Genomic DNA, 10,950 nt, shown 5'->3' on the forward strand with positions numbered 1-10,950 from the left:
TTAAAGGCAGCCCTGGCTGCCTTTTTCGTTATTTCCCGCCCAGGCCAGACGCGGCTTAGCCGATGCGCTTTTTCACACCCGCGACATCCATCAGGCAGACGAACCGCAGGCGGGGGAGGGGATATCCGTTATCCACTGAGCAGAGGCGGCATAAAGCCATTTCCCATCCCGGCCACGGAGACGATGTGATGACCGGCGGGTGGGGTACGCAACGCTATTTAGTTTAATTCATTGATTTTAGCCATGAATTTTTATTATCTAACCCGTGCCGCTGGCTACATAACTAAAATAACCCACCTTTTATAGCCTTATTCCTCCGATAGAACCCCCTGCAGAAACGGATAATCATGCCGATAACTCATTTGACGCAGGGATGTTTATCGTGACTTCACTCTATACCGCCGAAGGGGTAATGGATAAGCACTCGCTGTGGCAGCGTTATGTACCGCTGGTGCGCCATGAAGCTTTGCGCCTGCAGGTGCGCCTGCCCGCGAGTGTGGAACTGGACGATCTGCTTCAGGCGGGCGGTATCGGGTTATTAAATGCAGTTGACCGATATGACGCTTTGCAAGGAACGGCATTTACCACTTACGCAGTGCAGCGTATTCGTGGTGCGATGTTGGATGAGCTGCGCAGCCGCGACTGGGTGCCGCGCAGCGTCCGGCGTAACGCCAGGGAAGTCGCTCAGGCGATGGGGCAGCTGGAACAGGAATTGGGGCGCAACGCCACGGAAACGGAGGTGGCGGAGCGTCTGGGGATTCCGGTTGTTGAGTACCGGCAAATGTTGCTTGATACCAACAACAGCCAGCTCTTTTCCTACGACGAGTGGCGGGAAGAGCATGGCGACAGCGTTGAGCTGGTGACCGACGATCACCAGCAGGAGAACCCGCTCCAGCAGCTGCTGGAGAGCAACTTACGCCAGCGCGTGATGGAGGCGATAGAAACGCTTCCCGAACGCGAACAGCTGGTGCTGACGCTTTACTACCAGGAAGAGCTCAATCTGAAGGAGATTGGTGCGGTACTGGAAGTTGGCGAGTCGCGGGTTAGCCAGTTGCACAGCCAGGCCATCAAACGATTACGCACAAAGCTGGGTAAGCTCTAGGCGGCACCTGCCGCCCCGGAAAATGCCGCACAGTGAATTGACAACCAGGAGAGTTTTCATGTTGGTGCAGCAATCCAAGAAACGACCGTTAAGCCGCTATCTTAAAGATTTTAAACACAGCCACACGCACTGCGCCCATTGTCGCAAGCTGCTTGACCGTATCACTTTGGTTCGTCAGGGAAAGATCGTTAATAAGCTTGAGATTGCCAGGCTTGATATGCTCCTCGACGAGGCGGCATGGCGGGTGGAGCAGAAAGAGTGGGCGGCGCTGTGCCGCTTTTGCGGTGATTTGCACTGCAAGCAGCAGAGCGATTACTTCGATATTATCGGCTTCAAGCAGTATCTGTTTGAGCAAACCGAAATGAGTCCCGGCACCGTGCGCGAGTACGTGGTACGCCTGCGCCGCCTGAGCAACCACCTTAGCGAACAAAATATCTCCCGCGATCTGCTGCAGGACGGCTTTCTCGACGAGAATCTTGCCCCCTGGCTCCCGGATACCAGTACCAACAACTACCGTATCGCGCTGCGTAAGTACGAGCAGTACAAAGCGAACGCGCATCATCCGGGGCTGATGCAGAAATCCTCCCCCGTCATGACTTCTGATATATATTAAAAATGAACAAGATGTGCGGGGCGGTAGTTGCAATTGCCGCCCCGCGCACTACTCTACGGGTGTTCATCATATTATCGGAGCAACTATGAAATTTACACTTCCGGGACGCCGGGCGATGATGGCGGTGGCGCTCATCGCCGGAATGAGCGTGAATGCGTTCGCCGACGAGGGGCTGCTGAATAAGGTCAAAGAGCGCGGTACGCTGCTGGTGGGGCTGGAAGGGACCTATCCGCCGTTCAGTTTTCAGGGCGATGACGGCAAGCTGACCGGGTTTGAGGTCGAGTTCGCCGAGTCGCTGGCCAGCCATCTGGGCGTAAAGGCCGCGCTGAAGCCGACCAAATGGGACGGTATGCTGGCGTCGCTGGACTCAAAGCGCATTGACGTGGCCATTAACCAGGTCACTATCTCCCCCGAGCGGCAGAAAAAGTATGATTTTTCCACTCCCTATACCGTCTCCGGTATCCAGGCGCTGGTGAAAAAGGGCAATGAAGGTAACATCAAAACCGCCAACGATCTGCAGGGGAAAAAGGTCGGCGTAGGCCTTGGCACCAACTACGAAGCGTGGCTGCGCCAGAACGTGCCGGGTGTGGATATCCGTACCTATGACGACGATCCGACGAAATACCAGGATCTGCGCGTCGGGCGAATTGACGCCATTCTGGTGGATCGCCTGGCGGCGCTGGATTTGGTGAAGAAAACCAAAGGCACGCTGGCGGTGACCGGCGAGGCGTTCTCCCGCCAGGCCTCCGGCGTGGCGCTGCGTAAGGGGAACGAGGATCTGCTGAATGCGGTAGATACGGCCATTACAGAGATGCAAAAAGATGGCTCGCTGAAGGCGCTGTCGGAGAAGTGGTTTGGCGCGGACGTCACGAAGTAACCTGCGTCGGCTGATAAAAAAAAGCGCTTTTGACGGCGCTTTTTTTAATGCATCCGCCTGAGTGTGCATAATAGGGGAGTCATTTAGCGTTTATCCCATCAGGCGGGACTGACTGCCATTTTGAATTTGGGCAGCGCTCGCGCAAAATACATCGCGTTTTGAACGCCCGCAGGGGGCTGCGCGCTGTCCGCCTGGCAGGATACGCTGTTAATCGCCGGTAAGCGTCGCCGACGGCCGTTCCGGCCAGGGCAGGGCGCGGGGCGAAGCGGCCGACGCTGTGCGCATACGGCCTGATAAGCAGATCACAACACTAACCCGGAGGCGTCATGCCATTGCACTCATTAACGCAGTTTCCCCGGCTGGAGCTGCTCGGCGCGCCCACGCCGCTGGAATTTCTTCCGCGCTTTTCTGATTTTCTGGGACGCGAAATTTACATTAAGCGGGATGATGTTACGCCCGTCGCCATGGGCGGCAACAAGCTGCGCAAACTGGAGTTTCTTGCCGCCGCCGCGCTGCAGGAGGGGGCCGATACCCTGATCACCGCCGGGGCCATCCAGTCTAACCACGTGCGCCAGACCGCTGCGGTGGCGGCGAAGCTGGGCCTGCACTGCGTGGCGCTGCTGGAGAACCCCCTTGGCACCGTCGCGGAGAACTATCTGAGCAACGGCAACCGCCTGTTGCTGGATCTGTTTAACGCGCAGGTTGAAATGTGCGCGGCGCTCAGCGATCCGCAGGCCCAGCTGACGGATCTGGCCACCCGCGTCGAGGCGCAGGGCTTTCGGCCGTACGTTATCCCGGTGGGCGGCTCCAGCCCCCTCGGGGCGATGGGCTACGTGGAAAGCGCCCAGGAAATTGCCCGGCAGTGCGAGGGGGCGGTGTCGCTTTCGTCGGTGGTGGTGGCCTCCGGCAGCGCGGGCACCCACGCCGGGCTGGCGGTGGGGCTTGAACAGCTGATGCCCGACGTGGAGCTGATTGGCGTAACGGTGTCGCGCACGGTGGAGGAGCAACTGCCGAAGGTGGTCCAGCTTCAGCAGGCGGTCGCCCGCGAGCTGGCGCTGAACGCCTCCGCGGAGATCCGGCTGTGGGACGACTATTTCGCCCCCGGCTACGGCGTGCCGAATGAGGCGGGAACAGAGGCCGTCAGGCTGCTGGCGCGCCTTGAGGGCATCCTGCTCGATCCGGTCTATACCGGCAAGGCGATGGCCGGGCTTATCGATGGTATCAGCCGGAAGCGCTTCAGAGATGAAGGGCCGATTCTTTTCGTTCACACCGGCGGAGCGCCCGCGCTGTTCGCCTATCATCCCCACGTTTAAGCTGCCGGGTAAAAAATCATAATGCAAGAGAGTATCCAACTGATTATCGAATCGCTGCCGTATCTGCTGAAGGGGGCGCTCTTTACCCTTCAGTTGAGCGTCGGCGGGATGTTTTTTGGCCTGCTGCTGGGGTTTATCCTCGCGCTGATGCGTCTGTCGCCGCTGCTGCCGGTGCGCTGGCTGGCGCGCTTCTATATTTCTGTTTTTCGCGGCACGCCGCTTATCGCCCAGCTGTTTATGATCTATTACGGGCTGCCGCAGTTCGGCATTGAGCTGGACCCGGTTCCGTCGGCCATGATTGGCCTGTCGCTTAACACCGCCGCCTATGCCGCTGAGACGCTGCGCGCCGCCATCTCCTCCATCGACAGGGGGCAGTGGGAGGCGGCGGCCAGCCTCGGCATGACGCCCTGGCAGACCCTGCGGCGGGCCATTTTACCCCAGGCCGCCCGGGTGGCGCTGCCGCCCCTGAGCAACAGCTTTATCAGCCTGGTGAAAGATACCTCGCTGGCGGCGACCATTCAGGTGCCGGAGCTGTTCCGCCAGGCGCAGCTGATTACGTCGCGTACGCTGGAGGTCTTCACCCTCTATCTGGCGGCGTCGCTGATTTACTGGATTATGGCGACGGTGCTGTCATCGCTGCAGAACTATTTTGAGAACCAGCTTAACCGTCAGGAGAGGGAGCCGAAATGAGCGCCATTGAGGTAAAACATCTGGTCAAAAAATTCCACGGTCAGACGGTGCTGCACGGAATCGATCTGCAGGTCAACGCTGGCGAGGTGGTCGCCATTATTGGTCCCAGCGGCTCGGGGAAAACCACGCTGCTGCGCAGTATTAACCTGCTGGAGCAGCCGGAGGCGGGCACGATTCGCGTGGGCAGCATCACCATCGACGCCGCGCGCTCCCTGAGCCAGCAGAAGGCGCAGATCCGCCGGTTGCGCCAGCAGGTTGGCTTTGTGTTTCAGAACTTTAATCTGTTTCCGCACCGCACGGTGCTGGAAAACATCATCGAAGGGCCGACCATCGTCAAGGGCGAGCCGAAGGCGGCGGCCATTGCCCTGGCCCGCGAGCTGCTGGTAAAGGTGGGGCTTTCCGGAAAGGAGACCAGCTACCCGCGGCGGCTCTCCGGCGGGCAGCAGCAGCGGGTGGCCATTGCCCGCGCGCTGGCGATGCGCCCGGAGGTTATACTGTTTGATGAACCCACCTCGGCGCTCGATCCCGAGCTGGTGGGCGAGGTGCTGAACGCCATTCGCCAGCTGGCGCAGGAGAAGCGCACGATGATCATCGTGACTCACGAGATGAGCTTTGCGCGCGACGTGGCCGATCGGGCAATTTTTATGGATCAGGGCCGAATTATCGAGCAGGGGCCGGCAAAGACCCTGTTCGCCGATCCGCAGCAGCCGCGAACGCGCCAGTTTCTGGAAAAATTCCTGCTGCGCTAGCGCCAGGCTGGCTTCAGAAGAGACAAGGAGGTCCGTCCGTTCATCGCCAGCCGCCGGCAAATGTGCAGGGGCGTTCGGCAGACCTGTCCGCCGGGCGTTAGCCCATCCTGGATAAGGCGCACATTCAGCCTGCGGCATGACGTGTGCCTGTTATAATTTCCGTTCAGGCAAGTCGCTAATCGGACTTCTTTCAGTTTTGTTATTTAAAAAAGCGCTGCCGCGACAAAAGTCGAATGGCGAAGGTATTTTTTCGCCGGCCGCCGCGATATATCCCGCTCTATAATTTGGTCGGCGAGATAAAACGGGGCCGGTGGCGCTCTGAAAAAGAGAGGCGATAAGATCGAATCATGCGGAAATTGAATGAATTCCGATCGGCCCGTCTGCATATATGATTAACAAGAAAAGTCCGTAGGGAACCGATTTAAACAGGGGCGTGCGGGCAGCCGCGATGAAGAGACCTTCGGGAAAGCGGTGGATAACCCGCCCGCCGGCATCTGCAGAATATATTAATAAAATCTATATACCCGTTATACTTCAGATTGCATGTGCGTTGGCTTTATTCGGCCCGGGGGCCTCACCCTGGAGGGCCGCCGCCAGCGGCGTTCAAATCGGCTTAGCCGATTTGTCCTCGCTCACCTCAGTTACTGACTCCAGTAAGCTCCCGGGTACTAATGAGAGACATCCCTGTCTCTCACCAGAGGCAGCCTGCGGCTGTTCAAATTCGTTCCTGACGAATTTGTCTCTGGGTCGCCGCGTGTTTCGGCCTGTGAGCCTCACCCCTTCGGGGCCAGCCCTGAGGCTGTTCAAAACGCGCTGCGTTTTGTCCCGCAACTCGAATTATTTAGGGTATAAATGAGCGATCTTTNCGCAACTCGAATTATTTAGGGTATAAATGAGCGATCTTTTATTTTTATCAGGCGATTATCAATCGCGCAAAATCGAAGAGGCAGTGGAGTGGCATGTTTAACTGAAACGGGCGATGGTCTGTCACTTTTTAAATTGGCGGCCGGAGCCACTATACCGCTATCGGGGGGATGCCGGGGCAGGTGAAGGTGCGGAAGTGTCCCGGCCGAAAGCGGCGGCCTTCAGCCGGGGAAGAGATTACTGGCGATAGGCCTGCTTAATCTGTTTGACGGTGCTGGAAAATACGGCGGCCAGCGCTTCGTCTTCAATCTGCCCGATCTGCTTTTCCATCTTCAGCATGACGCGCCCTGCGTCGGCTTGCCCCATCGCCTGCAGCATCAGCGTTATCATTGCTTTCAGGCAGGAGACCTCCTGAGCCAGTTGTTGATTATTCTCGGCGGTGGAAAAATCAGGCGTACTCATTTATTTTCCTCGTTATGTTCTAGTAAAAAGTGCAATAGCCAGCGTTGAGGCGGCGGAGTATACCATAAGCCGGGTGAAAATCAGCAGTGGTTGTTTTTTGGTCGGCGGCGGAGCGCGCCGCGTAAATAAGAGAGACGCCGCCGCGTATATATTTTCGCCAGTCTTGATTATTCAGGCTATTTTGTGTGTTAATTGTTGTTACAACCTTTATAGGTTATTTTGCTGACGGGCTGCGGGTATACCATTTTAGGTTGCAAACCGGCGGCGGTCATGATCCATAACGGGCAATATGTAGCGTATTTTCTCATCGAGGGGATAATCTCATTTTCCAAAACGAGAGCTTAATCGAAAGAGCGATGTTTTTTACGTTCAAAGTTATGATAAAACCCGTTAGTATGTGTGGAGTTAACTATCAGTAGCGTTATCCCTATTCTGGAGATATTCCTTTGATCAACGTCCTTCTTGTTGATGACCACGAACTGGTGCGCGCAGGGATACGACGCATTCTGGAAGATATTAAGGGTATAAAAGTCGTTGGCGAAGCCTGCTGCGGCGAGGATGCCGTAAAATGGTGCCGTGCAAATAGCGTCGACGTGGTGTTGATGGATATGAACATGCCCGGTATCGGCGGCCTTGAAGCGACACGTAAGATAGCCCGCTCAACGGCCGATATTAAGGTCATTATGCTGACCGTTCATACGGAAAACCCGCTGCCTGCAAAGGTCATGCAGGCGGGAGCGGCAGGTTATCTGAGCAAAGGCGCTGCTCCACAGGAGGTGGTCAGCGCTATCCGGTCGGTTTACTCCGGACAGCGGTATATTGCTTCAGATATTGCCCAGCAAATGGCGCTCAGCCAGATCGAGCCTGAGAAAACGGAATCTCCGTTCGCCAGTTTGTCTGAACGTGAATTGCAGATTATGCTGATGATTACCAAAGGCCAAAAGGTTAACGAGATTTCAGAGCAGCTGAATCTCAGCCCGAAGACGGTGAACAGCTATCGCTACCGAATGTTCAGCAAACTGAACATCCACGGCGACGTCGAGCTGACTCACCTGGCAATCCGCCACGGCCTGTGTAATGCGGAGACGTTAGCAAATCAGTGAGCGTTCAGTTTGACGCGAAAGCGTTTTTAAAAACCGTAACCAGCCAGCCCGGCGTTTATCGTATGTACGATGCCGGTGGTACGGTTATCTATGTAGGTAAAGCGAAAGACCTGAAAAAACGGCTTTCCAGCTACTTCCGTAGCAATCTGGCTTCGCGTAAAACCGAAGCGCTGGTGGCGCTGATTCAGCAGATTGATGTGACGGTTACCCATACCGAAACCGAGGCGCTGCTGCTGGAGCACAACTACATCAAGTTGTATCAGCCCCGCTATAACGTGCTGCTGCGCGACGACAAATCCTATCCCTTTATCTTTCTGAGCGCCGATACCCATCCGCGCCTGGCGATGCATCGGGGTGCCAGACATGCCAAAGGTGAATACTTTGGCCCGTTTCCTAACGGCTACGCCGTGCGGGAAACGCTGGCGCTGCTGCAGAAAATTTTCCCGATTCGGCAGTGTGAAAACAGCGTTTACCGCAACCGCACGCGGCCGTGCCTGCAGTATCAGATTGGCCGCTGCCTCGGGCCGTGCGTGGAGGGGCTGGTCAGCGAAGAGGAGTACGCTCGCCAGGTCGAATACGTCCGGCTGTTTCTGTCCGGCAAAGACGATCAGGTGTTAACCCAGCTGATCGCGCGGATGGAGAAGGCCAGCCAGGATCTGGAATTTGAAGAGGCGGCGCGTATTCGCGATCAGATCCAGGCCGTGCGTCGGGTGACGGAAAAGCAGTTTGTTTCCAATACCGGCGACGATCTGGACGTGATCGGCGTTGCTTTCGACGCGGGGATGGCCTGCGTGCACGTGCTTTTTATTCGCCAGGGCAAAGTGCTGGGCAGCCGCAGCTACTATCCGAAGGTGCCGGGCGGCACCGATCTCGGGGAAGTGGTTGAAACCTTTGTCGGGCAGTTTTATCTGCAGGGTAGCCAGATGCGCACCCTGCCGGGCGAAATTTTACTGGATTTTAATCTGAGCGATAAAACCCTGCTGGCCGATTCGCTGTCAGAGCTGGCGGGGCGTCGCATCAACGTTCAGACCCGGCCCCGCGGCGATCGCGCCCGCTATCTGAAGCTGGCGCGCACCAACGCCGCGACGGCGCTGACCACGAAGCTGTCGCAGCAGTCCACCATCGTACAGCGCCTGACGGCGCTGGCCTCGGTACTAAAGCTGCCTGCCATCCGGCGGATGGAGTGCTTCGACATCAGCCATACGATGGGGGAGCAGACGGTGGCCTCCTGCGTGGTCTTTGACGCCAACGGGCCGCTGCGCGCGGAGTATCGTCGCTATAACATTACCGGTATCACCCCCGGCGACGATTACGCCGCCATGAACCAGGTGCTGCGTCGGCGCTACGGCAAAGCGATTGAAGAGAGCAAGATCCCCGACGTGATTCTGATCGACGGCGGGAAGGGGCAGCTTGCCCAGGCGAAAACGGTGTTTGCCGAACTGGATGTCCCCTGGGACAAAGCGCGTCCGCTGCTGCTGGGCGTCGCCAAGGGGGCCGATCGCAAGGCCGGTCTGGAAACGCTGTTCTTTGAGCCGGAGGGGGAGGGGTTCAGCCTGCCGCCGGATTCGCCCGCGCTGCACGTTATCCAGCATATCCGCGACGAGTCGCACAATCACGCCATCAGCGGCCATCGCAAAAAACGGGCGAAGGTGAAGAACACCAGCACTCTGGAAACCATCGAGGGCGTCGGCCCGAAGCGTCGGCAGATGCTGCTGAAATATATGGGTGGATTGCAAGGTTTACGCAACGCCAGCGTAGAAGAAATTGCAAAAGTGCCGGGTATTTCGCAAGCTCTGGCAGAAAAGATCTTCTGGTCGTTGAAACATTGATGGCTCTGTAGCAACATAGAGGTAATTTCTCTGACAACAGATAGTTACCCGCCACTATGCAATTTAATATCCCTACGTTGCTCACGCTGTTTCGCGTCATTCTGATCCCATTCTTTGTACTGGTCTATTATCTGCCGTTCGCCTGGTCGCCCCTGGTGGCGGCGCTAATCTTCTGTATTGCTGCGGTAACCGACTGGTTTGACGGTTTTCTGGCGCGCCGCTGGAACCAGAGCACTCGCTTCGGCGCTTTTCTCGATCCGGTAGCGGATAAGGTGCTGGTGGCGATCGCGATGGTACTGGTCACCGAGCACTATCACAGCTGGTGGGTGACGCTGCCCGCCGCCACCATGATCGCCCGCGAAATTATTATCTCAGCGCTGCGGGAATGGATGGCGGAGCTGGGCAAGCGCAGCAGCGTGGCGGTTTCCTGGATCGGCAAGGTGAAAACCACCTCCCAGATGGCGGCGCTGGCGTGGCTGCTGTGGCGGCCGAATATCTGGGTGGAGTACGCCGGAATCGGGCTTTTCTTCGTTGCCGCAGTGCTGACCCTGTGGTCAATGCTGCAGTATCTGAGCGCCGCCCGCGGTGATTTGCTCGATCGGTGATCGTTTCGACGTAAATTTCAGCAAACGATCGTGAGCGGCAAAAAATATCGTTGACTCATTGCGTCAGGTAAGTAGAATGCAACGCATCGAACGGCGGCACGGTTCACCGGACGATAATAAAATCAAGTGATTAGTTAAACGCTTGATGACTGCGGGAATAGCTCAGTTGGTAGAGCACGACCTTGCCAAGGTCGGGGTCGCGAGTTCGAGTCTCGTTTCCCGCTCCAGTTTAGCGACACCGGCAATAGCGGGTGTCCGGCGGAAAGGCCAGAACAATACGGCGCGTTAACAAAGCGGTTATGTAGCGGATTGCAAATCCGTTTAGTCCGGTTCGACTCCGGAACGCGCCTCCACTTTCTTCCCGAGCCCGGATGGTGGAATCGGTAGACACAAGGGATTTAAAATCCCTCGGCGTTCGCGCTGTGCGGGTTCAAGTCCCGCTCCGGGTACCATGGGAAACATCAGAATAATCAAAGCAATAAGCAGTGTCGTGAAACCACCTCCGGGTGGTTTTTTTGTGCCTGAAATTCATGTCCTGTGCATATCCTGTGCTCATGGGGTGCAATGAGCTGCAATCTCCAGCCTGGCAATGACGAATCGAACGTGTCGCCTCCAGCATAGAGAACCAGGCCGCTTTGCCTGTTTTCCGGTACTCTTCCGGGAAGGGGGCCTGCTGAGCAAGCTGTAATGCTCTAGCCACCCTGAGTACAAAGTTGCTTAATTCGTGCAATCACCTCATCTCT

11 protein-coding genes and 3 tRNA genes are annotated in these 10,950 nt (G+C 56.9%); 12 read left to right on the plus strand and 2 right to left on the minus strand.

The features are described from left to right. Window positions 1–382 precede the first annotated feature (382 nt). The 6 genes from fliA to tcyN all read left to right on the plus strand — a co-directional run bounded on the left by fliA (window position 383) and on the right by tcyN (window position 5,344). Window positions 383–1,102 (plus strand): RNA polymerase sigma factor FliA, encoded by a 720-nt coding sequence (fliA, locus tag GJV78_RS21480; RefSeq protein WP_167519695.1) that lies wholly within the window; start codon window positions 383–385, stop codon window positions 1,100–1,102. A 58-nt stretch (window positions 1,103–1,160) separates the two neighbouring features. Then, window positions 1,161–1,715, plus strand: coding sequence for a flagella biosynthesis regulatory protein FliZ (gene fliZ / locus GJV78_RS21485; protein ID WP_155110154.1), 555 nt, complete (start codon window positions 1,161–1,163; stop codon window positions 1,713–1,715). An 85-nt stretch (window positions 1,716–1,800) separates the two neighbouring features. Further along, window positions 1,801–2,592 (plus strand): cystine ABC transporter substrate-binding protein, encoded by a 792-nt coding sequence (gene tcyJ, locus GJV78_RS21490; protein ID WP_155110155.1) that lies wholly within the window; start codon window positions 1,801–1,803, stop codon window positions 2,590–2,592. A gap of 326 nt (window positions 2,593–2,918) precedes the next feature. Continuing rightward, complete coding sequence (gene dcyD, locus GJV78_RS21495; RefSeq protein ID WP_155110156.1) at window positions 2,919–3,905, plus strand: D-cysteine desulfhydrase; 987 nt, start codon at window positions 2,919–2,921, stop codon at window positions 3,903–3,905. Between the two features lie 21 nt (window positions 3,906–3,926). Beyond that, window positions 3,927–4,595, plus strand: coding sequence for a cystine ABC transporter permease (gene tcyL, locus GJV78_RS21500; protein ID WP_155110157.1), 669 nt, complete (start codon window positions 3,927–3,929; stop codon window positions 4,593–4,595). Beyond that, on the plus strand, window positions 4,592–5,344 hold the full coding sequence (gene tcyN, locus GJV78_RS21505; protein ID WP_155110158.1) for an L-cystine ABC transporter ATP-binding protein TcyN: 753 nt from the start codon (window positions 4,592–4,594) through the stop codon (window positions 5,342–5,344). Before tcyL ends, tcyN begins: the two co-directional genes overlap by 4 nt. A gap of 1,101 nt (window positions 5,345–6,445) precedes the next feature. On the opposite strand, the gene GJV78_RS21510 is transcribed toward tcyN, so the two are convergent. Further along, window positions 6,446–6,670, minus strand: coding sequence for a DUF2594 family protein (locus GJV78_RS21510; RefSeq protein ID WP_155110159.1), 225 nt, complete (start codon window positions 6,668–6,670; stop codon window positions 6,446–6,448). 12 nt (window positions 6,671–6,682) lie between these two features. Continuing rightward, the gene (locus GJV78_RS24305) at window positions 6,683–6,736 is read right to left on the minus strand and encodes a hypothetical protein (protein WP_456237498.1); all 54 of its coding nucleotides are present in this window, start codon (window positions 6,734–6,736) and stop codon (window positions 6,683–6,685) included. Between the two features lie 380 nt (window positions 6,737–7,116). Between GJV78_RS24305 and uvrY the strand changes: the two genes are divergently transcribed. The 6 genes from uvrY (at window position 7,117) to GJV78_RS21545 (ending at window position 10,659) form a co-directional block, all read left to right on the plus strand. Continuing rightward, window positions 7,117–7,773, plus strand: coding sequence for a UvrY/SirA/GacA family response regulator transcription factor (gene uvrY / locus GJV78_RS21520; RefSeq protein ID WP_155110160.1), 657 nt, complete (start codon window positions 7,117–7,119; stop codon window positions 7,771–7,773). After that, window positions 7,770–9,602 (plus strand): excinuclease ABC subunit UvrC, encoded by a 1,833-nt coding sequence (gene uvrC / locus GJV78_RS21525; RefSeq protein ID WP_167519696.1) that lies wholly within the window; start codon window positions 7,770–7,772, stop codon window positions 9,600–9,602. Before uvrY ends, uvrC begins: the two co-directional genes overlap by 4 nt. Window positions 9,603–9,658: 56 nt before the next feature. Beyond that, window positions 9,659–10,207, plus strand: a complete 549-nt coding sequence (pgsA, locus tag GJV78_RS21530) for a CDP-diacylglycerol--glycerol-3-phosphate 3-phosphatidyltransferase (RefSeq protein ID WP_155110161.1) — start codon at window positions 9,659–9,661, stop codon at window positions 10,205–10,207. A gap of 151 nt (window positions 10,208–10,358) precedes the next feature. Next, window positions 10,359–10,434 (plus strand) — tRNA-Gly (locus GJV78_RS21535). Window positions 10,435–10,486: 52 nt separating this feature from the next. Further along, window positions 10,487–10,560 (plus strand) — tRNA-Cys (locus GJV78_RS21540). 12 nt (window positions 10,561–10,572) lie between these two features. Next, window positions 10,573–10,659: transfer RNA gene (locus GJV78_RS21545), tRNA-Leu, on the plus strand. The last annotated feature ends 291 nt before the right edge of the window (window positions 10,660–10,950 follow it).

This window comes from Intestinirhabdus alba, assembly GCF_009711095.1.
In the GTDB taxonomy this organism is placed as follows: domain Bacteria; phylum Pseudomonadota; class Gammaproteobacteria; order Enterobacterales; family Enterobacteriaceae; genus Intestinirhabdus; species Intestinirhabdus alba.

What these genes read in the sequence shown, in the direction of transcription:
- tcyJ (WP_155110155.1), top strand. Translation starts at nt 1,801, where the DNA reads ATGAAATTTACACTTCCGGGACGCCGGGCGATGATGGCGGTGGCGCTC.
- tcyL (WP_155110157.1), top strand. Translation starts at nt 3,927, where the DNA reads ATGCAAGAGAGTATCCAACTGATTATCGAATCGCTGCCGTATCTGCTG.
- GJV78_RS21510 (WP_155110159.1), bottom strand. Translation starts at nt 6,670, where the DNA reads ATGAGTACGCCTGATTTTTCCACCGCCGAGAATAATCAACAACTGGCT.
- dcyD (WP_155110156.1), top strand. Translation starts at nt 2,919, where the DNA reads ATGCCATTGCACTCATTAACGCAGTTTCCCCGGCTGGAGCTGCTCGGC.
- tcyN (WP_155110158.1), top strand. Translation starts at nt 4,592, where the DNA reads ATGAGCGCCATTGAGGTAAAACATCTGGTCAAAAAATTCCACGGTCAG.
- pgsA (WP_155110161.1), top strand. Translation starts at nt 9,659, where the DNA reads ATGCAATTTAATATCCCTACGTTGCTCACGCTGTTTCGCGTCATTCTG.
- fliZ (WP_155110154.1), top strand. Translation starts at nt 1,161, where the DNA reads ATGTTGGTGCAGCAATCCAAGAAACGACCGTTAAGCCGCTATCTTAAA.